The 21894-nt window shown below is 68.5% G+C and carries 21 protein-coding genes, 1 tRNA gene and 2 pseudogenes; 12 read left to right on the top strand and 12 right to left on the bottom strand.

All coding sequences use genetic code 11. The annotated features are described in order from the left end of the window. Positions 1 to 54 precede the first annotated feature (54 nt). A complete protein-coding gene (locus WDJ58_RS13375; RefSeq protein ID WP_338913769.1) occupies positions 55 to 690 on the bottom strand; it encodes a hypothetical protein in 636 nt (211 codons plus the stop codon). A gap of 76 nt (positions 691 to 766) precedes the next feature. Further along, a complete protein-coding gene (locus WDJ58_RS13370) occupies positions 767 to 1120 on the bottom strand; it encodes a 2Fe-2S iron-sulfur cluster-binding protein (RefSeq protein WP_338913768.1) in 354 nt (117 codons plus the stop codon). Positions 1121 to 1205: 85 nt separating this feature from the next. Here WDJ58_RS13370 and WDJ58_RS13365 point away from each other — a divergent pair. Further along, positions 1206 to 1385 (top strand) — tRNA-Trp (locus WDJ58_RS13365). Positions 1386 to 1598: 213 nt separating this feature from the next. Here WDJ58_RS13365 and WDJ58_RS13360 read toward each other — a convergent pair. Further along, on the bottom strand, positions 1599 to 1811 hold the full coding sequence (locus WDJ58_RS13360) for a hypothetical protein (RefSeq protein WP_338913767.1): 213 nt from the start codon (positions 1809 to 1811) through the stop codon (positions 1599 to 1601). Between the two features lie 2 nt (positions 1812 to 1813). Beyond that, positions 1814 to 2257 (bottom strand): hypothetical protein, encoded by a 444-nt coding sequence (locus WDJ58_RS13355; protein WP_338913766.1) that lies wholly within the window; start codon positions 2255 to 2257, stop codon positions 1814 to 1816. 556 nt (positions 2258 to 2813) lie between these two features. Between WDJ58_RS13355 and WDJ58_RS13350 the strand changes: the two genes are divergently transcribed. Next, positions 2814 to 3188, top strand: coding sequence for a hypothetical protein (locus tag WDJ58_RS13350; RefSeq protein WP_338913765.1), 375 nt, complete (start codon positions 2814 to 2816; stop codon positions 3186 to 3188). Between the two features lie 634 nt (positions 3189 to 3822). On the opposite strand, the gene WDJ58_RS13345 is transcribed toward WDJ58_RS13350, so the two are convergent. Then, positions 3823 to 5217, bottom strand: coding sequence for a hypothetical protein (locus tag WDJ58_RS13345; RefSeq protein ID WP_338913764.1), 1395 nt, complete (start codon positions 5215 to 5217; stop codon positions 3823 to 3825). Positions 5218 to 6002: 785 nt separating this feature from the next. Between WDJ58_RS13345 and WDJ58_RS13340 the strand changes: the two genes are divergently transcribed. Next, a complete protein-coding gene (locus tag WDJ58_RS13340) occupies positions 6003 to 6140 on the top strand; it encodes a hypothetical protein (RefSeq protein WP_338913763.1) in 138 nt (45 codons plus the stop codon). A gap of 235 nt (positions 6141 to 6375) precedes the next feature. Here the strand turns inward: WDJ58_RS13340 and WDJ58_RS13330 are convergent, their stop codons facing one another. The 5 genes from WDJ58_RS13330 to WDJ58_RS13310 form a co-directional block, all read right to left on the bottom strand. Then, positions 6376 to 7497, bottom strand: a complete 1122-nt coding sequence (locus WDJ58_RS13330; protein WP_338913761.1) for an ABC transporter ATP-binding protein — start codon at positions 7495 to 7497, stop codon at positions 6376 to 6378. After that, a complete protein-coding gene (locus WDJ58_RS13325) occupies positions 7494 to 8645 on the bottom strand; it encodes an ABC transporter ATP-binding protein (RefSeq protein ID WP_338913760.1) in 1152 nt (383 codons plus the stop codon). Before WDJ58_RS13325 ends, WDJ58_RS13330 begins: the two co-directional genes overlap by 4 nt. Further along, positions 8642 to 9538, bottom strand: coding sequence for an ABC transporter permease (locus tag WDJ58_RS13320; RefSeq protein ID WP_338913759.1), 897 nt, complete (start codon positions 9536 to 9538; stop codon positions 8642 to 8644). The genes WDJ58_RS13325 and WDJ58_RS13320 overlap by 4 nt, the downstream gene beginning before the upstream one ends. 2 nt (positions 9539 to 9540) lie before the next feature. Then, positions 9541 to 10500: an ABC transporter permease gene (locus WDJ58_RS13315; RefSeq protein ID WP_338913758.1), complete on the bottom strand. Its 960-nt coding sequence runs from the start codon at positions 10498 to 10500 to the stop codon at positions 9541 to 9543. 93 nt (positions 10501 to 10593) lie between these two features. After that, on the bottom strand, positions 10594 to 12390 hold the full coding sequence (locus WDJ58_RS13310) for an ABC transporter substrate-binding protein (RefSeq protein ID WP_338913757.1): 1797 nt from the start codon (positions 12388 to 12390) through the stop codon (positions 10594 to 10596). Between the two features lie 223 nt (positions 12391 to 12613). Here WDJ58_RS13310 and WDJ58_RS13305 point away from each other — a divergent pair, with 223 nt between their 5' ends. Together WDJ58_RS13305 and WDJ58_RS13300 are read left to right on the top strand one after the other, a co-directional pair. Further along, complete coding sequence (locus tag WDJ58_RS13305) at positions 12614 to 13369, top strand: helix-turn-helix domain-containing protein (RefSeq protein ID WP_338913756.1); 756 nt, start codon at positions 12614 to 12616, stop codon at positions 13367 to 13369. 132 nt (positions 13370 to 13501) lie between these two features. Further along, complete coding sequence (locus WDJ58_RS13300) at positions 13502 to 14734, top strand: CynX/NimT family MFS transporter (RefSeq protein WP_338913755.1); 1233 nt, start codon at positions 13502 to 13504, stop codon at positions 14732 to 14734. Between the two features lie 156 nt (positions 14735 to 14890). Here WDJ58_RS13300 and WDJ58_RS13295 read toward each other — a convergent pair whose 3' ends face one another. After that, entirely contained in the window at positions 14891 to 15247 is a 357-nt protein-coding gene (locus tag WDJ58_RS13295) for a hypothetical protein (protein ID WP_338913754.1), read from the bottom strand. Positions 15248 to 15374: 127 nt separating this feature from the next. Between WDJ58_RS13295 and WDJ58_RS13290 the strand changes: the two genes are divergently transcribed. From WDJ58_RS13290 to WDJ58_RS13265, 6 genes are all read left to right on the top strand, one after another. After that, positions 15375 to 16430: a guanosine monophosphate reductase gene (locus tag WDJ58_RS13290; protein WP_338913753.1), complete on the top strand. Its 1056-nt coding sequence runs from the start codon at positions 15375 to 15377 to the stop codon at positions 16428 to 16430. 133 nt (positions 16431 to 16563) lie between these two features. Continuing rightward, positions 16564 to 17082 (top strand): hypothetical protein, encoded by a 519-nt coding sequence (locus WDJ58_RS13285; RefSeq protein WP_338913752.1) that lies wholly within the window; start codon positions 16564 to 16566, stop codon positions 17080 to 17082. Between the two features lie 107 nt (positions 17083 to 17189). After that, positions 17190 to 17345, top strand: a complete 156-nt coding sequence (locus WDJ58_RS13280) for a hypothetical protein (RefSeq protein ID WP_338913751.1) — start codon at positions 17190 to 17192, stop codon at positions 17343 to 17345. A 190-nt stretch (positions 17346 to 17535) separates the two neighbouring features. Next, positions 17536 to 18864 (top strand): DNA polymerase IV, encoded by a 1329-nt coding sequence (gene dinB, locus WDJ58_RS13275; RefSeq protein ID WP_380660850.1) that lies wholly within the window; start codon positions 17536 to 17538, stop codon positions 18862 to 18864. A 115-nt stretch (positions 18865 to 18979) separates the two neighbouring features. Beyond that, the gene (locus tag WDJ58_RS13270) at positions 18980 to 19342 is read left to right on the top strand and encodes a hypothetical protein (protein ID WP_338913750.1); all 363 of its coding nucleotides are present in this window, start codon (positions 18980 to 18982) and stop codon (positions 19340 to 19342) included. 184 nt (positions 19343 to 19526) lie between these two features. Further along, on the top strand, positions 19527 to 19817 hold the full coding sequence (locus WDJ58_RS13265) for a hypothetical protein (protein ID WP_338913749.1): 291 nt from the start codon (positions 19527 to 19529) through the stop codon (positions 19815 to 19817). A 16-nt stretch (positions 19818 to 19833) separates the two neighbouring features. Here WDJ58_RS13265 and WDJ58_RS13260 read toward each other — a convergent pair. Further along, positions 19834 to 20299 (bottom strand): annotated as a pseudogene (locus tag WDJ58_RS13260) (AMP-binding enzyme); the annotation flags it as partial. A 78-nt stretch (positions 20300 to 20377) separates the two neighbouring features. Between WDJ58_RS13260 and WDJ58_RS13255 the strand changes: the two are divergent. After that, positions 20378 to 21871 (top strand): annotated as a pseudogene (locus WDJ58_RS13255) (helicase HerA domain-containing protein); the annotation flags it as partial. Positions 21872 to 21894: the final 23 nt, after the last annotated feature.

The following is a 21894-nucleotide window of genomic DNA, read 5'->3' as shown; positions in this document are numbered from 1 at the left end:
GACTCCTCTACGGGTGTGTCCACCCGGAACCCGATCCGTGGCCGACGACCCGGCTCAGCCGTCGGACGACTCGCTCGTCCCGTTCGCCCGCTCGGCGGCGGACGGCGTCGAGAGCGCTGCGGCCGCGACGCCGCCCATCGCGCCGAAGACGAGCGGGTACCCCACCGCCGAGAAGAGGGGGAGACCGGGGGTCGCGGTCGCCCCGTCGAACGTCGCGCCGAGGAGGACGCTCCCCGCGAGCAGCGCGACGGCGTAGCCGACCACGACGGTCGCGCCGGACGCGGCCGCCCGCTTCGGTCGCCTCGCGCCGGCCCGAGCCGCGGTGAGACCGCCCGCGAGGAGGAGTGTGGCCGGCGGCACGACGTAGAGGAACACGAGCGATCCACCGCTCGTCCCGACGAAGTCGACGCTCGTGACCCCGGCGGTCGTCGAGAACCGTACCGCGACGCCGTGAGCGCCGTAGAACAGCCACCCGACCGCTTTCCAGCCGGTCAGGCCCGCGAGGCCGCCCGTCGGGGCGGCCCCGCCGATCGCGTCGAGCGCCCGCGTCGCGGTCAGCAACACCGTCACCAGGTAGCCGAACAGGACCGCACAGACGCCCGCGACCGCTCCCGCCCCGTAGGGTAGCGGGGAGAGGTCGACGAGCGTTTCTTCACCTTTCGACCCCCCGGAGGACGTTCCCGTTCCCATGCTCGTTCACCACCGGGAGTGTGGTCTCGCGGGCGGATATACGGACGCTCTCGTTCCCGCGTGCTGAGAAGCGGAGCTACGGCCGGGGACGGAGTTGCCCCCAGACGACCTTCTCGACGAGTTCGACGGTCATACCCCACTTGACTGTCACCTGACACGAGAGTCGGGGGTAACCCCACCGCGCCGCCGCACGGTCGTGCCAGTGGGCTGGCTCGGGACCGTCCTCGATCCGGACTCCGCAGGTCCCACAGAGCCCTCGCCCGCCGCAGTTCGCGTGTCGCGAGACGCGTCCGTACACGTCGAAGCCGTGCTCCAGGAGGACCGCCCGGAGGTTCCGGCCCGGTTCGACGTCGATGGTGGTCTCCCCGTCGCCGTCGCGGACGGTGAGCGAGACGGCCCCCTCGGGCGCGTCGGTGCGGTCGCCGGCCATGTCGTCGTTCGGGCCCCGGACGGCTTGTACGGCTCGGTAGGGGAACCGAAACCCCTTTACAGGACTCGGGGCTACCGCAGTGCGAGGGGACGTGGCCAAGCCAGGCATGGCGACTGACTCCAGAGGTCACGCGCCCGGTGACGAGACTCCAGACTGATATACCGAGCGGCCGGCTGATCACCGCGCCGCGTTGACGACCCTCTGGAGAACCGAGGCGCACGCCGGAGATATCAGTCGATCGGGGGTTCAAATCCCTCCGTCCCCATCCCGACGCTTCTTCGAACCCGAAACTCGTAGACGACACCGCGCCACCGCGCTCGGATACCGAAGGTGAACGCGGCCCCGATACCAGATCGGGATCCATCTACTCCGGATCTGAAATCCCCCAGGGGTTCGGACCCGTCGCCGTCCTACGGTGAGCAGTCTCGCGGGGGCGGTAGTCTTGGCGGTTCCGGGCAACCGTGGCCCGGCGCTCCTCTCAGGTGTCGGCGATCCCTTCCGACGACGATTCCCGGCGGTCGCTGTACCAGAGGTAGAGCGTCCATCCCACGGCGGCGACGAGGATCACCAGGGTCACCGCGTTGGGGCTGTACAGAAGGTCGGTCAGGTTCGCGCCGACGAGCGCGCCGGCGACCCAGCTCCAGGGATGGAAGCGATGCAACCCCAGTCGCGCGGGAACGCTGTCCGCCATCCTCAGAGCCCCTCCGGGATCGCTTCGGGCCGCTCCGGCCGCCGGTTGCGTCCCCTGTCGTCCGCCACCGCGTTCACGTCGAAGTCGGCCACTGGGCGCTGCTGGGCCTGTCGGACGACCCCAGGGGTTCCGAGCACGAGGGAGGTGGGTTTCGCGGCGCGTTCGGGTTCGGCCTGACGATCACATGTCCCGTCCGCACCGGCGTCGAGCGTCTCGTCGGCTCTCTCGTGCCACCGGCGTTCCCCGTCGCTGTCGGCGAAGGGTCGTAGAGATATCCGGTCCGGGGGTTTCTCGACCCCGACACCATCACGCTTCCCGTCGCCGGACGCCCCGGTCACGAGCCCACGATCGATTGGAAACCCTAGGATCGGCCGGCAGACCCCGCCGCCGGAATCCAGTAGGAGGACCTGTTCGCCGGTCACGGTCGTCGGTTCGGCTTGCGCCATACCGGATCCTCCGTGCTGGTGCTTCGTCAGTCATACGACCGCGGGATCGGAACTCGTTCCCGGGGCGTGCTCCCCCCGGGATGTCGTGGTCGGAGTACCGTTCGCTCACGGCCCCGCAGGGGTGTATCCGACGTGATGCTCACACGAGTCATCCGGCACCGGCCTCTCGACGGGTGCCCGCTCGTGAGACCGATCGATCTACCTCCCGTTACTCCTTCGAGCCACGGACCCGCATATCGCACCGCGTTACCGCACCGGGCGTCTCGAAGCAGGTTCCGAGTCACACACGCCGAGAATCGGAGACAGGATCGGAACCGGGACCGGACCCGTTCGGGCTGTCGGTTCCGCCGGAGGAAGCGAGCAGCAACGGTCCGTTCGGTCCGGAAGTCGAGTCGGCGGTCCGGTCGTTCCTCTGTTTAGAGGACCTCAGACAGGTCAGCTACGGGGGGATCGACCCGACCGGATCGGGACGGCCATCCGAGGGAGTTCCCGGACGGAGTACAACGACTACCTCGCGTCGAAGACCGAGACGGAGATCGGTCTCGGACCGAGGTACGTGTTCGGTCGGCCGACGAGCGGCAGTCGCTTCGAGCGCCACTCGGGACTCGAGCTATCTCGCGGCGATCACTTCGCCCTGGAGGTCGGACAGAACACCGTCGGCGCGACGGGCGAACTGGGCGACGTCGAAACGCAGAACATCGGACGGCTCAGGCTACAGCTCGGGACGCTCGAGACGATCTACCGGAACGACCACAACTTCCTCTCGCTCGCCGGGATCGACACCGGCCCCCTCCCGACCCCGTGGAGTGGCGGGACGGACCACGGGCTGACGGCCGCACTCGATCTGAACGTCGACCTCGCGAAGCACGACTGGGCCCGGAACTGTTCGGGGACGTCTTCCTCGAACAGGTGGGTGCGAGCATGGAACTGAACACCGGCCGGTCTCCAGTACGGCACGAGTCGCGACGAACTCCCCGTGTACGATCCGGCACTCATTCGCCACCCCGAGCTCGACAGAGGTGAGCTCGCGCTCACGCCGGGTTTCGGCACCGCCCCAGCGGGATCAGGCTCAACCTCGGCGCGGGGATCAACACCCTGGGGGTCCGAAAGGGGATTCAGGACCCGGTCCACAGGTGGGAGAAGGTCAACTCGCCGCTGTTTCCCGGAGCACCCTACAGCGGGTTCATGCTGAACGCGGGCTTCGAGTTCCCCTTCTGAGCCGGTCTCGGGCCCCGGCAGTCTCGGTCGAGTCCCGTCCGACACCGGTCGAGCGACGAACGCGGGAAGCTCCCGGGGAGGAGCCCCCTCCCCGAGGTGCCAGGAGATACGGGGCAGTCGAACGTGTTCGATCGCCCGTTCCCCGGGTTCGACTGCGAGGGTCGGAGTGTGATCCGTCCCTCCTGTAACGATCTCGTCGAGGAGAGCCGTCGGCGTCTACGTCCGATCCGTTCAACCGCTGTCCGTCGTCAGGGTGGGGCACCGACTGTGCCCCGAACCGTCACCGTGATACGGGCGATGTCCGGTCGAGTCCGGTGTTACGATCCGGAGGTCTCACGGCCGGCCGTTCACCGCTGTGTGTTCCCCGAGTTGCCGATCCTGAACTGGGTGTTCCAGTTGCGGGCGTTGTTGGACGTGCTGAACTCGAAGCCGTTCGACGTGAGGCCGAACCGCTGTGACCCGTTCCGAGAGTAACGCTCGAAGTAGAACGCCCCGTCGATCATCCGGCTGGCGAAGTGACCCCAGGGTGGCTGTTTGTTCCCCCCGGCGAACGGGTCTTTGATGAAGGTCTGGTTCGACGGACTCGTCCAGAACCCGCCGATGGTCTGGGGGCCTTCCGTGGCGAACGGCCCGATCTCGACGTAGGAGTAGTTGTTGAGGTTGGACGCCGCGTCCTCGACCTCCGGAGCGGTGATCACGCTGCCGCCCATGTTCCCATTGTGGCGAAAGACGGCCGCCCCCTCGGATGACGTGGTCATCTCTATCTTGTCGAACTTGCACTCCATCCAGTTCCCCGAGAGATCGAGACCGTAGTTCTCGACGTCACCGAGACCGATCCGGTCGATGAAGTTCCCCTGGAACGAGTTCCCTCGTGAGGCGACCCCCCGAACACCCGTGTCGACCCCCATGAACTTGCCGCCGATTCTGTTACTTTCACACCAGCCTCCACCGGTCCACCGCTTTCGTTTCATGTTCATCCCGCCCTCCTCGAGCTGGATAGCTGCAGTTCCGACCCGCCGCGTGGCCGAGAGGCCTGATCCGAACCCCCGATTCTTGTTTACCTCCGGTCGAAGGACCCTGAACGAGCCCCCCTTGAAGGATCGAACCATCGTCGGACAGATCTCGTTGTGGGAGACGTCGACGCCACGGAACCATCCACGGGGCTTACCCCTCCCTCTCCACAGACCTCCGTGGAGTCTGAGGATGCCACCTCTGTTCTGAGGGCGGAAGTTGTTCGAATTGTCGTTCGTGATGCACCAGCCGGACCCGCGATAGGTGATGGTCGCACCGGTACAGTCCAGGTTGATCGGGTGGGGCGCGTACTTCGCCGACGAGATTTCGAGCCCGCTCCCCATCGTCCACGCGCCGCGGACGTCGATGTTCCGGATGCCGTTCGAGAGCGCCCTCTCTATCCTGGAGGACAGACCCTTGGCCGGCATATTCGGATTGTGCGAGCCGACGATAGCTGTCCCCCTCGGATCGTCCTGGATACCGAGGGATGACGTCGACTCGTCCAGATCCTCGGCGCTCGATGCGCCCCCGGCCGACCGGGCGGAGCCGGTGTTCGGCTGAGCCGACGCGCTAGCGCTTCCCATACCGAGGATCCCCGCGCCGGCCAGTCCACCGAGGACCCGCCGACGGGTCGAACTGCTGCCCCTCTCCTCGAGGGTCGACTCCAGCTCGGCGACGCGCTGTTCCAGGGTCTCGATACGATCACTCCCGCCTTCTGATTCTGCACTCATCAGAGGTCCCGACGTGGAGTCGAACCACGTTGCTCCAACGGGATGGGCTCGACGCGTTCGCCGCCGTCGAACCGGATGGACCACGAGTGAGGACTCCCACGGGGAGACCGCGCTCTCGGCCCGGTGATGTCACTGGTCGTGGAGTCGATGTACGGTGCCGTCCGACCGGCGCGCAGTTACCGACCGTGTGGCCCGTCTCGTCGGTCACGAGTGGCCAGTACGCCCGGTGGCACGCGAGCGGGCGAGGCCGGTCGGAAGCGTAGTCTTGAAGTACGTGATCCGCCAGCCCTCACGACGTGGCGGGGCGTACCTCGCAGCGATGCAATCATATTCCTGATAGGTCTATCTGACCCCGTGGAACGGTAGGCAGGTCGTGGTCCCGACGTCCGGACCGCCGTCCGAGCCGTGTCGACCCACTTTCGGTCGCCTTTCACTGGAAAGTCCATTAAGAGGGTATTTATTAAGCTTTTCTCTTAGTGTATTCGTGATTCAATTAAAACAATACTACATTTTGATTATATGGGGATCTGAAGTATCAGATAGCGATGATTCGAGATCCACCCGAACACGTTCGGCGGGAGGTCACGTCCCTCTCGCGAACGGTCATCCGAACGGTGGGTAGCGAGGGTGTGTCCCACCGCAGACCGACGGGCCACTGCCGAGCGGGCGGTGCAGGTGCGTGGGCAGGGCGATAGGGCGGCGGCCGGAGGAACGAGTGCCGGCCGGCGACCGCGCGAGGAGGATCCCGGGACAGAGTTATGCTCGCTCCGGCGGTACGAAGGGATATGAGGCGGTTGACCGCGTTCGACTGTCCGCTCTGTGGGTTCGACTGCGAGGACCGGAACGGGCTCCGGGTCCACCTCCACGGGGGGCACCTGAAGAGCGAACTCATCGACGTATACCTCGACGCCGTCGGCGAGTAGAGTCGCCGGGCAGCCTCGCCCGACGTGACCGTGGTACCTCCGGTCGGATCACCGCTCGTCGGCGGTCCTCGGAGCCCGAGCGCCGCGCCCCCGCGACGCCATCGTCCCGACACCCGTCGTGAACTCCCGTTGACCTGGGAACCACTTCGGCGCGGTGTTCACGCTCACCGGATGGACGATACCGACGCCGACGATCCGAGCGAGTAGAGCACGTAGAGCGACCGGACGCTCGTCGCTACCGGCCCGGTGTCTCACCGTCGTAGGGGCTCTGCTGACGCCGCTCGACGGGATCGCGGTCGTTCCAGTGGCAGGCCGCCAGGTGGGCCTCGTCGGACCCGTCGGTCTCGTCGCCGTCGACGGGAGCCAGCGGCGGCGTCTCGGCCTCACACTCGCCGCCGATGTACTCCGGACACCGGGTGTGGAACGGACAGCCCGACGGCGGGTCGATGGGGCTCGGCGGGTTCCCCTCCAGCGGGACCGTCCGCCGTCCCGCCTTCCCCTCGACGCTGGGGATGGCCGCCAGCAGCGACCGGGTGTAGGGGTGTCGTGGATCGCCGAAGATCGCATCGGTCGGGCCCTCCTCGACGACGTTCCCCAGGTACATCACCGCGATCCGGTCGCTGACGTGCCGCACGACCGACAGGTCGTGGGCGATGAACACGTACGAGAGGCCGTAGTCGTCCTGCAGGCGTTTCATCAGGTTGATGATCTGGGCCTGGACCGAGACGTCGAGCGCGCTCACCGGTTCGTCGGCGATGATCAGCCGGGGTTCGACCGCCAGCGCCCGCGCGATGCCGATGCGCTGTCGCTGTCCGCCCGAGAACTCGTGGGGGTAGCGGTCGGCCACGTCCGGTGAGAGGCCGACCTCGCGGAACAGTTCGGCGACGCGCTCCTCGCGGGCCTCGCCGCTGGCGATGTCGTGGACAGCGAGCGGCTTGGCGACGATCTCGCCCGCGGTCTTCCGGGGGTTGAGCGAGGAGAGCGGGTCCTGGAAGATGACCTGCACGTCCTTTCGGAGCCGCTTCAGTCGTTTCCCGCCGGCCTCGGAGATGTCCTCGCCGTCGAAACGGATGGTCCCCTCGGTCGGCTCGTAGAGCCGCGCGAGCGTCCGGCCGAGCGTGGACTTGCCACAGCCTGACTCGCCGACGACGCCGAGCGTCTCCCGCTCGCCGAGCCGCAGATCGACGCCGTCGACGGCGTGGACGAACCGTTCCTCGCCCAGGAGCCGGTCGAAGAACCCCTGTTCGACCGTGAAGTGCTTCTTCAGCCCCTCGGCCTCGAGCAGCGGCGAACCCGTCCCCTCGAAATCGCTCCGCTCCCGTGACTCCTCGGCCCGCCGTGGCGTGTCGGTGCTCACGCGAACTCACCCCCGAACTGCGGGCGATAGGGGACGTCCCCCTCCGCCTCGTGTTTCTCGATGTCCTCCCGCGCGCGATCCGGATCGAGGACCCTCGCGTCCTCGCCGTCGTACTCGACGGCGTCGTTGTAGAGGTGACACCAGGTCGTGTGGCCCGGCTGCTCGCCCCGGTAGCCGACGAGCGGCTGGTCACAGAGCGCGAACGCGGCCTCACACCGGTCCCGGAACGGACAGCCCGTGGGCTTGTTCGCGGGCTCGGGGACGTTTCCCTCGATGGCGTCGAGCCACTCGCGGTCGTCGTCGACCCGGGGAATCGAGTTGATGAGCCCGCGAGTGTAGGGGTGTCGCGGGTCATCGAACAGCGTCGCCGTGTCGGCCGTCTCCATCAGCTCGCCCGAGTACATCACCGCCACCCGGTCGCAGGTCTCGCGGACGACCGCGAGGTCGTGGGTGATGAGCATGATCGAGAGGTCGAACTCGTCGCGGAGATCGAGCAGTTCGTTGAGGATCTGGGCCTCGATGGTGACGTCGAGCGCCGTGGTCGGCTCGTCGGCGACGAGCAGGTCGGGGTCGCCGGCCAGGGCCTGGGCGATCATCACGCGCTGTTTCATCCCGCCGGAGAGCTGGTGGGGGTACTCGTGGGCCCGCTGGGCGGGTTCGGGGATGCCCACGGTCTCGAGGAGTTCGACCGCCCGCATCCACGAGGGGCTCCCCTCGTCCGTCCCGGTGACGTACTTGCGCTTCATCTCGCTCCAGAACCCCTTCCGCTCGCCGGTCTCGCCGTGGTGGCGGACGACCTCGGCGATCTGCTCGCCGATGGTCATCACCGGGTTCAGGCTGCTCATCGGGTCCTGGAAGATCATGCTGATGCGGTTACCGCGGACCTGGCGCATCCCCGCGTCGGACATCCCGAGGAGGTCCTCCCCGTCGTACCTGATCGCGTCGGCCTCGACGCGGGCACCGTCCAGGAGCCCGAGGATCGACAGCGCGGTCACCGACTTGCCGGAGCCCGACTCGCCGACGACGCCGAACACCTCGCCGCGGTCGACGGCGAAGGAGATGCCGTCGACGGCGGGCACTTCGCCCTCCTCCGTCTCGAACGTCGTGTGGAGGTCCTCTACCTCCAGTAGTGGTTCGTTGTCGTTCATTCCGTATCCGTCTCCCTGACGTCGAACGCGTCGCGCAGCGCGTCCCCGAAGAGGTTGATACCGAGCACGGTGATCATGATGAGAACCCCGGGCAGGATGGAGATCCACCACGCCTGCGTGATGAAGTTCCGGCCCTGGCCGAGCAGCGCCCCCCACGTCGGCGTCGAGGGCTTCACGCCGAGCCCCAGGAACGAGAGGGTCGCCTCCGCGAGCATGGCCCGCGCGACCAGCACCGTGAACTGGACGATGATCGGCGCGACCGTGTTCGGGAACACCTCCTCGACGATGATCTCGACGTCGCTCAGCCCGACGCTCTCGGCCGCGAGCACGTATTCCTCCGAGCGTATCGAGAGCACCTCGCCGCGGGTGATCCGGGCGAAGTCGTCGATGTAGGCGAACCCGACCGCGATGATCACGTTCCAGAGCCCCTGTCCGAACACGGCCACCAGCATGATGGCGATCAGGAGCCACGGGAACGCCCACATCACGTCGACGCTCCGCATCAGCAGGTCGTCGATCCAGCCGCCGTAGAACCCGGCGACCAGCCCGAGGGTCACGCCGAGCCCGGCACCGAACAGCACCGCGCCGAGCCCGATACCGAGGCTGATCCGCGCGCCGTACATCAGCCGCGACAGGAGGTCGCGCCCGAACGAGTCGGTGCCCAGCGGCGTCTCGCTGGCCAGCGCCGGCGGGTCGAGCGGGACGAACTCCTGGGCCATCGGGTCGTGCGGCGCGAGCTCCGGGGCGAAGATCGCCGCGAGCGCGAACGTCACCACGATCACGACGCCGATCTTCGCCTTCAGGTCGCGCCTGACCGTGGTGATGAACCGTTCGGCGAGGTCGCTCCGGATCCCGAAGATCCGACTGCTGTCCGTTCCGACGTCGGTCGACACGGTCACTCACCACCGCCGTACGTGATACGCGGGTTTATCATAGTGTAGAGTACGTCGACTATCAGGTTCATGAACACGAATGCGAACGAGATGACGATCACCGTCCCCTGAATCACGGGGAAGTCGCGGCGGTTGATCGATCCGATGAGCAGCCGGCCGAGCCCCCGGATCCCGAAGACGATCTCGACGGCGACGACGCCGCCGAGGACCACCGCGAGGAAGATGCCGGCGAGCGTCACGACAGGGATGAGCGCGTTCTGGAGCCCGTGTTTGAACAGCACCAGGTTGGAGTTCAGCCCCTTCGCCCGGGCGGTCCGCATGTAGTCCTGGTTCAGCACCTCCAGCATCGACGACCGCATCATCCGCATCAGGATCCCCCCGTAGGGCACCCCGACGGCGATCGACGGGAGCAGGATCGACTGGAGCCACGGGACGACCCCCTCCTCGATCGACGTGTAACCGAACGTCGGGAGGAACTCGACGTTCACCCCGACGACGAGGATCAGGACGATGCCGATCCAGAAGCTCGGCATGCTGATCCCGAAGAAGGCCACGAGCGTCGAGAGGTAGTCCTCGATCTCGTAGCGTTTCACCGCGCTGATGATGCCGGTCGGGATGGCGATCACGAGGGCGATGGCCATCCCGAGCCCCGCGATGCTCAGCGTGGGCTCGGCGACGTCGATCAGGAGTTCGAGGACAGACTGTCCCGTCCGGATCGAATCCCCGAGGTCACCGCTGAGTATCCGGCCGAGCCACCTGAAGTACTGGACGTACACCGGCTCGTTCAGGCCGAGTTCCGCCTGTAGCGCCGCGAGCGCCTCCGGGTCGGCGTCACCGCCGAGCATCAGCCTGGCCGGATCGCCGGGGATCGACCGAACCGCGGCGAACACGACGGTCGCCACGAAGAAGACGACGAACAGCGAGTGGACGAGCCGCTTCGCGAGGTAGCGTCTCATCCCCATCTATCGGCACTCCTGGGGGCTCGGGACCGTTCGGGCGAGGGGGTGGGTCTGGTCATAGTTGGGTGTCGAGTGTCGAGCGCGCGGTCGTCGACGCTACTCCTCCAGCGACGCGCTGTGGAAGTTGCTCAGGCCCGCCTGGACACCGACACCGGTGACCCCCGCGAACGCCTTCGGGTTGAGCGGGAAGGTGGTCATGGCGAACGGCGCGTCCTCGACGAACTTCTCGACGACGTCCTCGTAGACGCCCGCGCGCTCCTCGAGGTCGGGCGACGCGTTCGCCTCGTGGAGGAGTTCGGAGAACTCCTCGTCGAAGTAGAGCGATCGCTGCCAGGCACCCTCGCCGGTCTCCTGGTCGGGCATCCCGAGCTGCTTGAAGTCCGACATCCACGGGTCGACGTCGGCCGCGCCGCCGTAGGCGACGAGGGACTGCTCGTACCGGTAGGTGTTGTCCCAGTAGGAGGAGGCCTGCTGGATGTCGAGCGTCATCTCGATGCCGACCTCCGAGAGCTGCTGCTGGACGACCGTCAGCTCGCGCTCGTCCTCGGGGAGCGCGAGGATGCTGAACTCGAGGCGCGGGTCGCCGGTGTAGCCGGCCTCGTCGAGGAGTTCCCGTGCGCCCTCGGGATCGTAGAACTGACCCACGTCGGGTTCCTCGCCACCCAGGGCGTCGTTGAGCCAGCCGATCGCCGGGTTGTACAGGAGGTGAGCCGGCACCGCGAAGCCGAACCACGCGCGCTCGACGATCGCCTCGCGGTCGATCGCCTTCGCGATCGCCCGGCGAACCCGCGGGTCCGAGGTCGCCGGGGGCTCGTCGTTCCACTGCTGGGTGACCTCGTCGAACCCGCTGATCCACTTGACGGTCTCGGTGTGCTCGGCGGGGTTCGTACAGAGCGGCGCGATCGTGTTCCACTCGCCGGAGCTGGTGGCCTCGACCCTGATGTCGTCCCGTCCCTGTGCCTGCTGGGCGAACTGTCCGGTGATGAGGTTGGAGTACTGGACCGCACCGCCCTCGACCGCGGACCACATCGTACTCGGTTCGGGAATGAGCTGGATCTCGACGCCGTCGAGGTACGGCAGCGAGTTGCCGTCGGCGTCGGTCTCCCAGTAGTCGTCGTACGCCTCCAGCGTGAGCGACTCGCCGGGGGACCGGTCGGCCATCTGGAACGGACCGCTCCCGATCGGCATCCGGTTGAACTCGTCGGGGTTCTCGTCGGCGACCTCCGGAACGATGGTCCCGGCTCGGCCGGGACCCCGGAGCATGAACGAGACGAACGGCGCGTAGGGCTGGCTGAGGTGGACCGTCAGTTCGAGCCCGTCGGCCTCGATCTCGTCGACGGTCGAGACCTTCCCGACGTGCGGCGAGGTGTCCATCCCCTGTAGCCGTTCGAGCGACCACTTGACCGCCGCGGCGTCGAGGGGCTCGCCGTTGTGGAACGTGATCCCGTCGGCGAGGGTGAACACGAACGTCGACTCGTCGGGCAGCGACCAGTCCTCGGCCGCGTCGCCCACGATCTGGCCCTCCTGGTCGATCTTCAACAGCCCGTTGAAGATGTTCGAGTGGATCGCGATCTGGGTCCCCTTGTCGACCATGTGAGGGTCGAGGAACTCGATCTGGTCGGTGAGCCAGCCGGCGGTGAGCGTCCCGCCGGTGCTGGCCGGGGTGCCGCTCTCCTCGGTGCTGGTACTGGTGCCTCCATCCCCGCCGTCACCGCCATCGCCGCCGTCACCGGTGTCGCCACCGTCGCCGCCGTCGCTCGCCCCGTCACCGCCGTCGCCGCCACCGCCGAGACAGCCCGCCGCGCCGGCCATCCCGGCCGCACTGAGCAGTTTCACCGCGGTCCGCCGGTCTATCTTCGGTCCCTCGAGATCCGCTCGCTCGATATCTTTCATTGCGGATGATCGTCTCGAGTAATCCGCCCTAAGCGTTGACCCAGACATATCTGGTTCACGAGTGTAGACTTCTAAACCACCAATATCATCATACCTGTCGAAAGTATACTGATATCGCCACACTTCATCCCGAAATGAACGGCAGTTGCTCACACGTCATCGATTTTCAGGAGAGAGTTGGACCATCGGAAAAATACTTGCGACAGTACCTCAAGGGACGCCTATGTGGGAGACAGAACTGGCCATCCGTCATCACGGCTGTCCAGTCTCGGACGTCTCGAACGATCATCCGGCGGTCCGATTCAAGAACGTCCGGCGGGTCGGGTCCATGAACGGTCGAGCGAAACGACTGCTCTGTTTCGAGGGGAGACAGTCGGCCGTCGACGCCTTCGTCGATGACTTCCGGGCACACCCCGCGACCGAGAGTCTGGAGAAGGTCTCCGACGACGGGTCGACCTCCGAGTATTACATCAGCGAGGTCGAGTACTCCGACGACAACCCCTCGATACGCTATCTGATCGAGCAGGCGGGCTGCTTCCGACACCCGACCGTGGACGTCCGCGGCGGCATCGAGAACTGGACGGTGTACACGCGGAACAAGGAGGCCGTCCGGGAGTTCCTCGACTCGGTAGAGCGGCTCGACAACGACGTGGCGGTGGTCCGCAACGTCGACATCGGGCCGATAACCGACGAGGCGGCGATCCAGCACGCGCCGCTCCGGTCCGAACTCACCGACGGGCAGGCCAGGGCGTTCCGTGCGGCGCTCGAACTCGGCTACTACCGGGAGGACGAGCGCGTGACGATCGCGGACATCGCCGACCGCCTCGGCGTCCACCGTTCGACGGCCGGCGAACACGTCAAGCGGGCCGAGAACACCCTCCTCTCGGAGATCGGTTCCCGGCTGTTCCCGGGGGAGGCGGATGACGGACGGGAGACGCTGGCCGAGCCGGCCGAACCGGCCGAACTCCCGAACCCGTAGAGGCCCCCACGACGGCCGCTCGTCGTCGGGACACCGAGTTCACGTACCGCACACGGTGGGGAATGACTGCTCACCGGGCGACGGCGGACGCTCCACCGGAGCGTTCTTGCACTCCCCCTCGGAACGGCCCCCGTGAGACGGCCGCGACTGCGCTACGGCCTGCTCGGGTTGGGAACGCTCGCGTACACGAGCCTGATGCTCGTCTGGTTCTCCGTCGCGGCCTACCTCGCGGAGATCGTGACCGAACTCGGGCTGACGAGCACGCAGGCCGGACTGCTCACGGGGGCGGTACCGCTCACCTACGTCCCCGTCGCGCTGTTCTCGGGGATCGTCACCGACCGCATCGGCCCCTACCGCGCCATCGGCATCGGCCTCGTGCTGTTCGGCGCGGCCCAGGTCGGGCGGGCGAGCGCGGAGTCGTTCGGCGTCCTGCTCGCGCTCACCGTCGTCGTCGGGATCGGCGGGACGACCATCACGTTCGGGCTCCCCAAGCTCGTCGCCGAGCTGTTCCCGACCGACGCGTCGGGGACGCCCTCCTCGATCTACATGCTCGGGTCGTTCGCGGGGACGGCCGCGGCGTTCAGTCTCGGCCGTGGGGTCGTCGGCCCGATGCTCGGCGGCTGGCGGCCGCTGTTCTGGGCCATCGGCGTCGGGGTGCTCGCCTACGCCGCGCTCTGGTGGCTGGTCGTCTACGTCACCCCGCTCTCGGCGCTCCGGATCCCCGACGACCCGGCGGAGGACCCGGACGCGAGCGCCGACGGGGGCGTCCGCGGGGTGACGGGTCTCAAACGCGACGTCGGGCGGGTGTTCCGCACGCCGGCGATGCGCTGGCTGGTGGTCGTCGGTGTGGTCTACCTCATGATCGTCCACGGGCTACAGAACTGGCTGGCGACGGTGCTCCAGGCCCGGGGGGTCACCGCGACGCTCGCGGCGAGCATCACGAGCGCGTTCGTCGTCGCCGAGGCGGCCGGCACGCTGACGATGCCGGCCGTCTCGGACCGGTTCGGCCGGCGGGGAGGTGTCATCGCCGTCTGCGGGGCGGCCTGCGCACTCGGAACCGCGACGCTGCTGGTGCCCGGCGTGCCGTTCGTCCTCCCGGTGATCGGCGCGCTCGTCGTCGGCGTCGGCGTCGGCGGCATCTCCCCGCTCGTCCGGATGGTCCCCCCGGAACTGGAGGGCGTCGGACCGGCGCTGACGGGGACCGCCGTCGGGCTGGTGTTCGCGGTCGGCGAGCTCGGCGGGTTCCTCGGGCCGTTCCTGGTCGGCGCGCTGTTCGACGTCACCGGATCGTACGCCCCCGGGCTGGCGGTGATCGGCCTCGGCTGTCTCGCCGCCGTGGTCGCCGGCTGGCGCATCCCCGCCTGAGGTCCCTCTATCCTCGCGGCCTCCCGGACGAACGTCGGACCGTTCCCGCCGCCGGATATCCGCCGAGGAACACCGCTGCCTCCTGATCCCTCCCGAGAGGTGTCCCTCTCCCGGCTCGGATCGGCCTTCGAGGGACGCGTGGTTACCCTCCGGGCGTCACAGACCCAGCCGACGGCGGAGCCCCGAGAGCATCCCGCTCCCGCCGAGCACCTCGCGCTCGACGGCCGCGAGCTCCTCCTCGTCGAACCGGTCGTCGGTCCGCGCCTCGGTCAGCCAGTCCGCCCATTCGGCCTCCGTGAGCGTCCCCCGGGACTCGGGACCCCACTGCTCGGCGAGGTGGTCGCGGTCCGGGAACGGGACGTCCATCTCGCCGCCGCCCCAGTAGAGCGGCGAGAGGTGGAAGGCGAACCGGTCGTCGTCGCTCGGGACGTACCGGTAGGGGTAGCCGTTGAACAGGAAGACGTCCTCGGGGGTGACCGTCTCGCCGTTCGGGAGTTCGAGGGTGGGGGCCATCGCCCGAGCCTACGGGTCCCCGACGTTTACCCGTTCGGCCGCCGGTCGCCGGGATCCGGGGCTAGCGCGGTGTGGCCCGCTCGAAAGGAGTCACTTATGCGTACGGAGTCGATAGGGAACGGTCGGCATGGACGACATCCGCACCGGGCTCTCCTACGGGGACGCGCTCCTCGTCCCGAAGCGCTCGGGCGTCACCTCCCGGAACGACGTCGACCTCTCGACGCACCTGACCGACGACCTCCCCCTCCCGGTACCGCTGCTCTCCGCACCGATGGACACGGTCACCGAACGCGAGACCGCGATCGCGCTCTCGGAGGCGGGCGGGCTCGGGACGATCCACCGATTCCTCGCGAGAGAGGAGCAGGCCGAGGAGGTCCGGGCGACGAGCGAGGCGGGGGCGCGGGTCGGTGCCGCCCTCGGCATCGACGAGGCGACGGTCGAGCGCGCCGAGGCGGTCGTCGAGGCGGGCGTCGACTGCCTGGTGGTCGACATCGCACACGGCCACCTGGAGGCGTGTCTCGACGTCGTGAGCGAGGTCGCCGGCGAGTTCCCAGACGTTCCGCTGGTGGCGGGCAACGTCGCCACGCCCGAGGGGGTCGTCGACCTCGCCGCGGCCGGCGCGGACTGCGTGAAGGTGGGTATCGGGCCCGGCTCGCACTGTACGACCCGGAAGGTGGCCGGCGCGGGCGTTCCCCAGCTGACGGCGGTCGACGACTGCACCGACGCCGCGGCCGCACACGGCGTCCGGACGGTCGCAGACGGCGGGATCAGGAACTCGGGTGACGCGGTCAAGGCCCTCATGGCCGGCGCGGATACGGTGATGATGGGCTCGCTGTTCGCCGGAACCGACGAGGCACCGATGCCGATCGTCGAGGTCGACGGCGAGCGGTACAAGCGGTCTCGCGGGATGGCGACCACGGCCGCCGCGGAGGGTCGCTCGGACAAGGAGTCCGATCCGGCCGCCGACGAGGGAGTCGAGGCGCTCACGCCCTACAAGGGCCCGCTCGCCGACGTCGTACGGGAGTTCTGCGCCGGCATCCGCTCGGGACTCTCCTACTGCGGCGGACACACCATCCCCGAGGCCCGCGACCGGGCGGAGTTCGTCCGCGTCGCCCCCTCGGCGAAGGAGCTCGAAGGGGCGCACCTCGACCAGGACTGGGAGGGGGTCGACGTCGGGGACTGACACCCTCGGACTTCCCCCCGCGGTTCGGCCCGCACAGTACCGCCGCTCCCGAACGGCTCGTCCCCGACTCGACGCCTCACCTCGTCGGTCACGAGGGGCGAAGGTTGAGGACGTCGCGCGCCGAACGGCCACCATGTCGAGCCTCGTCGCCGTCGTCCACGTCGGGGAGCCCCCGCCGCTCGGCGGCGGCCTGCGTCCCGCGGTCGTGGCCCACCTCTACGTCGACGCCTTCCCCCGGTTCGTCGTCCACGAGGTCGCCGAGGACGGCTCGATGGAGCGGGTGGCCGGCGGGTACGCGCCCGACCTTGACGCCGACCCCTCGTACCCGGTGACTGACCTGCTGCTGGCGACCCGACGGGAGCCCTCGTCGGTCGCCCAGCGGCTCGACGTGCTCGACACGAAGGCGCGGGCGAACTACGGCTCCGGCTTCCGCGAGAAGGTCTTCGAGGACGACGTCGCCTGGGGGTCCGACGGTTACGGCCGACATTTCGAGGCGCGCTCGCAGCTCGAAGCACACCGGTACGAGGACCGCATCGCGGTGGGCGTCCACCCCGACGCGCCCGCCGAGGTCCGGGAGGCGCTGGCCGCGAATCTCGACCGACTCGACGCCCCCGTCGACCGCTTCCGGAGCCCGACCGATCGGACGCCGTAGGTCGGTTCCACCCCGCACAGCGCCCGGCAGACCCTTACGTTTCGGACGGGTACGTGTTGGCGGACGTCGGGTCCGGTGCCGGTGCCGGTTCCGATCCCCGAGTTCGCATGATACCACCTCTCTTCCGTCGGTGTCCCGAGTGCGGCCACTGGAGCTGGAGCGGTCGCTTCCCGGTCGTCGCCGGCGTCGACGAGCGGTCGCTGGTGGAGTGTCCCGCCTGCGGCCACCGGTTCGAGCCCGCGGACAACCTGATGCGCAACTGAACGGCCGGGGGCAGCGTGGGGTGGTGCTCCGAGCCGCGTGCAGAGGGACGCACGCGATCCGACAGACACACGGCCAGCACACGATCGGCACACGGTCGCCGAGCGGTCGAAATCCGGGGGGATCCTTCGAGGACTCACTTTCGCCCCGGTTCCCCACCTTTGATGAACGACGGAGGGGTACCCCTACCGCGTGAGCGCCGGCGACGGATCGCGTCTCCCGGGGATCCCGACGGCGGACGAGCGGGTCGACCGCGTCGTCTGTCACGTGGACATGGACTGCTTCTACGCCGCGTGCGAGCGGCTCCGCGAGCCGGAACTCGAGGGCGAACCGGTCGTCGTCGGGATGGGCTACGACGAGGGCGAGGACCACGGCGCGGTCGCGACGGCCTCCTACGAGGCCCGCGCGTTCGGCGTCGAGTCGGCCATGCCCATCTCCGAGGCGCTCGACCGCCTCCCTGCTCGGGAGGACGCCGGTGAATCCGTCGAGGGGACGGGCCACTACCGACCGGTCGACATGGACTACTACGAGTCGGTCGCGGCCGACGTGAAGGCGGTGCTCCACGACGCCGCCGGGACGGTCCGCGAGGTGAGCATCGACGAGGCGTACCTGGACGTCACGTCCGCCGTCGGGTGGGGCAGTGCCGAATCAGACGGGGGGGAGTCGAGCGACGGTGAACCGGGCGGTGCCGCCGGGTCGTTCGCCACGGAGCTCAAGCGCCGCATCGAGTCGGCGGCGGGCGTGGTCGCGAGCGTCGGCGTCGCGCCGAACATGAGCGCCGCGAAGATCGCGAGCGACCACGACAAGCCCGACGGGCTCGTGGTCGTCCCGCCGGGGGAGGTGCGGGAGTTCCTCGCACCGCTCGACGTCGCGGCGCTCCACGGCGTCGGCCCCGTCACGGCGCGGGAACTCGGGGAGATGGGCATCGAGACGGCGGGGGATCTCGCCGCCACCGACCCGGAGATCCTGGTCGAGCGGTTCGGTACCCGGGGACGGGAGCTACACGAGCGGGCGAGCGGCCGGGACGACCGACCGGTCGAACCCCGCGGCGACCCCAAGAGCCTCTCGAACGAGTCGGCGTTCGTCGAGGCGACCGACGACCCCGACCGCAAACGGGAGAAGGTACGCGAACTGGCGGCGTCGGTCGCCGAACGGGCCCGCTCGCGGGGAGCGCTCTACAAGACCATCGGCGTGAAGGTCGTCACGCCGCCGTACGACGTCAACACCCGGGCGCGGTCGCTCCCCGGCCCGGTCGACGACCCGGACCTGGTCGAGCGGGTGGCGCTCGACCTCCTCTCGGAGTTCGCCGACGACCGGGTGCGAAAGCTCGGCGTCAGGGTGTCGAACCTGGAGTTCGGCGGTGAACAGGCCAAACTCGGGACCTACATCGGCGAATCGGATGGGGCGTCGACCGGAGCCTCGACCGACGAACCGGGGTCGGAGGCGGGGACAGGCACGGACCGCGCCGGAGACGACCCCGGTCGGTCGAGGCGTGGCCAGACGACCTTCGGGGACTTCTGACTCGAATCGGCGTTTCAGGGTGGGGAACGCTTTAGCCGCGTGACGGAATAGCCGGTGGCCGACGATAGACGCCTCGTGGAAGCACTTCGCCCTCCTCTTCCTCGGCGTGAGCGTCATGCTCGCGGGCGTGGCCGGGTGGTTCGCCCTCGCCGACCGGGACTACCAGTACCGGTACGTCGAGACCGAAGACCGGTATCCGCGGTACGAGGGCGACCTCGGCTACTACGACTCGCTCTCGCCCGGGGAGCGGGCGGTCGTCGATCGCGCGATGGCCGGGGGGACCCCACGGCTGGAGAGCCGAGCAAACCTCCCGCCGGACGTCATCGAGCGCGACGGTGACTACCTCGTCTTTCGGGGGTACTCCTACTTCGACTGGACGAACCCGCGGACGTTCGGGCCGACGGGGATCGGGCTCCTCGGATTCGGGATGGTCGTCCTCGCGGTTCGAAAGGACGTCCGCGACAGGGGCGTCCACTGATAGGGGTTATCGTAGCCGTCCGGAGGATTCGACTCGCTGGTACGGGTCGAGCGGCGTGGCCCGGGACGGGAAGGTACGAGTAACTACGATAACCCCTATGAGCCCGAATCCGGGCTGCCGTGGGGTCCTGACGATGCACGTCGGTACCCGAAACGTACCTACGTATCGGACGGGAAGGGTGGTCGTGAACAGGCTCCCGGCCGTCGAGGAGGGGACGTGGCGGCTCGCGCCCCACGCGCACGTCATCGTCCACGAGACGGCCGACGGAAACGAGTTCATCACCGTCTACGACTGCGGGGCCGCACAGAAGCCGCCGTCCGCACAGGTGATCGGCAACCTCGTCCGGATCCGGGCGCGCCACGAGACGACCAGACAGCCGACGGGCTACATCGCAAAGCTCCGCGAGCCCGCCGTCCTCGAACGGCAGGACGAGGACCACTGGCTCATCCGGGCGGTCGAGGAGCCCGGGGAGTGACCGGGGCACATCCGCGTCAGTCCGCACCCCCCTCGGCGGTGGGGTCCGCCGCCCGGTCGCGGAGTTCGGTCCGGCGGATCTTCCCCGTCACCGTCCTGGGGAGATCCTCGACGACCTCGATCTCGCGGGGGTACTCGTGGGCGGAGAGTTCGTTCCGGACGTGCTCTCTCATCTCCTCCTTCAGCGCCTCGCTCGGCTCGTGGCCCCCGCTGAGGACGACGTAGGCCTTGACGACGTTCCCGCGCTCGCGGTGGCGCTTGGGGACGATCGCGGCCTCCGCGACGGCTGGGTGCTCGCCCAGCGAGGACTCGACCTCGAAGGGGTCGATCCGATACCCGGAGGAGAAGATGACGTTCACGAGAGCGGAGCTCTCGTGAGCCGGCCGGAACGCTTCGCGTTCTGGTGACGTCGTCGGCCCGGCCCTCGAACCAGGAGTAGCCGTCCTCGTCCCTGTGCGCGAGGTCGCCCGAGAGGTACCACTCACTACCCCGGCGGGATCCGCGGAGTCGCTGACGCACGTCTGACGGAGGTTTACGGTGCGGCGCGGTCCTCTCTCCACCATGAGCGAGGACGAGCGGATCACGGTCGGGGCCGTCTCGGCCGGCGGGGAGGGCGCGGTCGACCTCCCGGTCGTGGAGCTACTGACGGGCCGGGGGTTCGTCACCGGGAAGTCGGGGTCGGGGAAGTCGAACACCGCGAGCGTCGTCGCCGAGAAACTGCTCGATGGCGGGTACGGCCTCCTGATCGTCGACATCGACGGGGAGTACTACGGGCTGAAGGAGGAGTACGAGATCCTCCACGTCGGGGCCGACGAGGAGTGCGACATCCAGGTCGGGCCACAGCACGCGGAGAAGATCGCCCAGCTCGCCCTCGAGAAGCACGTCCCGATCATCCTCGACGTTTCGTCGTTCCTCGACGAGTCGAAGGCCAACGAGCTGCTCACCGAGGTCGCCCGGCACCTCTTCGCCAAGGAGAAGAAGCTCAAGCGGCCGTTCCTGCTCGTCGTCGAGGAGGTCCACGAGTACCTCCCCGAGGGGGGTGGCCTCGACGAGTGCGGGCGGATGCTGATCAAGGTGGCAAAGCGGGGGCGCAAGCACGGCCTCGGGATGTGCGGCATCTCCCAGCGCCCGGCGGACGTGAAGAAGGACTTCATCACGCAGTGTGACTGGCTCGTCTGGCACCGGCTCACCTGGCAGAACGACACGAAGGTGGTGAGCCGGATCCTCGGGAGCGACTACGCCGACGGCGTCGAGGAGCTCAACGACGGCGAGGGCTACCTGATGACCGACTGGGACGAGGGGGTGCGGCAGGTCCAGTTCCAGCGAAAGCGGACGTTCGACGCCGGCGCGACCCCCGGGCTGGACGACTTCGAGCGCCCGGAGCTCAAGTCCGTCAGCGACGACCTCGTCTCGGACCTCGAACGCATCACCGAGGACCAGCAGGCCCGCCAGTCTCGGGTGAAGGAACTGGAACGCGAGCTGAAGGACAAGGAACTCCGCATCGAGGAGCTCGAATCGGAGCTGGAGGAGGCCCGCGATCTGAGCCAGATGGCCGAGCAGTTCTCCCGGGCGATGATGGCCCACGCCACCGGGCGACCGTTCCGCGAGGACGTCACGGGCTACCAGGCGAGCCTGGAGGAGAGCTCGCGGGCAGCGCCCCGGGAAGGGCATCCCCCGGCCGCCGAAGGGGGGGAGGCCACGGACGACGCCGGCACCTCCTGGGACGCCGTCGACCTCCCCGGTGACGAGGAGAGGGACAGAACGGCGTCGAGCGACCCCGAGGAGGCGGTAGAGGATGATGAGGATGGAGACGAGACGCCGCCGGACGAGCACGCTCGCCCGCGACCGGAGGCCGACGGGTCGATGACCGGCGGCGACGAGCCGGCGTTCGAGCCAGCGTACGAGCCCTGGCCCGAGGGCGACGACCTCCTCTCGGCGCGCGAGTCGACCGAGGTCGACGCCGTCGTCGACGAGTCGTCGGGGAAAGCATCCGAGGGGGCGGCCCTGGGAACGGTGACCTCGGGCACGGGGGACGACGCGGCGGCCGAGGCGGAGGCCGACGGCGGTGCGGATATGCT

Origin of the sequence: Salinirubellus litoreus, assembly GCF_037335815.1 — an archaeon.
GTDB classification, from domain to species: Archaea; Halobacteriota; Halobacteria; order Halobacteriales; family Haloarculaceae; genus Salinirubellus; species Salinirubellus litoreus.
The sequence above is the reverse complement of the archived record's forward strand: the minus strand, read 5'-3'. Positions and strand labels throughout refer to the sequence as shown.

Excerpts from the sequence above, each read along its gene's own strand:
- WDJ58_RS13375 (WP_338913769.1), bottom strand. The coding sequence starts at position 690 with ATGGGAACGGGAACGTCCTCCGGGGGGTCGAAAGGTGAAGAAACGCTC.
- WDJ58_RS13370 (WP_338913768.1), bottom strand. The coding sequence starts at position 1,120 with ATGGCCGGCGACCGCACCGACGCGCCCGAGGGGGCCGTCTCGCTCACC.
- WDJ58_RS13360 (WP_338913767.1), bottom strand. The coding sequence starts at position 1,811 with ATGGCGGACAGCGTTCCCGCGCGACTGGGGTTGCATCGCTTCCATCCC.
- WDJ58_RS13355 (WP_338913766.1), bottom strand. The coding sequence starts at position 2,257 with ATGGCGCAAGCCGAACCGACGACCGTGACCGGCGAACAGGTCCTCCTA.
- WDJ58_RS13345 (WP_338913764.1), bottom strand. The coding sequence starts at position 5,217 with ATGAGTGCAGAATCAGAAGGCGGGAGTGATCGTATCGAGACCCTGGAA.
- WDJ58_RS13340 (WP_338913763.1), top strand. The coding sequence starts at position 6,003 with ATGAGGCGGTTGACCGCGTTCGACTGTCCGCTCTGTGGGTTCGACTGC.
- WDJ58_RS13325 (WP_338913760.1), bottom strand. The coding sequence starts at position 8,645 with ATGAACGACAACGAACCACTACTGGAGGTAGAGGACCTCCACACGACG.
- WDJ58_RS13315 (WP_338913758.1), bottom strand. The coding sequence starts at position 10,500 with ATGGGGATGAGACGCTACCTCGCGAAGCGGCTCGTCCACTCGCTGTTC.
- WDJ58_RS13310 (WP_338913757.1), bottom strand. The coding sequence starts at position 12,390 with ATGAAAGATATCGAGCGAGCGGATCTCGAGGGACCGAAGATAGACCGG.
- WDJ58_RS13305 (WP_338913756.1), top strand. The coding sequence starts at position 12,614 with ATGTGGGAGACAGAACTGGCCATCCGTCATCACGGCTGTCCAGTCTCG.
- WDJ58_RS13295 (WP_338913754.1), bottom strand. The coding sequence starts at position 15,247 with ATGGCCCCCACCCTCGAACTCCCGAACGGCGAGACGGTCACCCCCGAG.
- WDJ58_RS13290 (WP_338913753.1), top strand. The coding sequence starts at position 15,375 with ATGGACGACATCCGCACCGGGCTCTCCTACGGGGACGCGCTCCTCGTC.
- WDJ58_RS13285 (WP_338913752.1), top strand. The coding sequence starts at position 16,564 with ATGTCGAGCCTCGTCGCCGTCGTCCACGTCGGGGAGCCCCCGCCGCTC.
- WDJ58_RS13280 (WP_338913751.1), top strand. The coding sequence starts at position 17,190 with ATGATACCACCTCTCTTCCGTCGGTGTCCCGAGTGCGGCCACTGGAGC.
- WDJ58_RS13270 (WP_338913750.1), top strand. The coding sequence starts at position 18,980 with ATGCTCGCGGGCGTGGCCGGGTGGTTCGCCCTCGCCGACCGGGACTAC.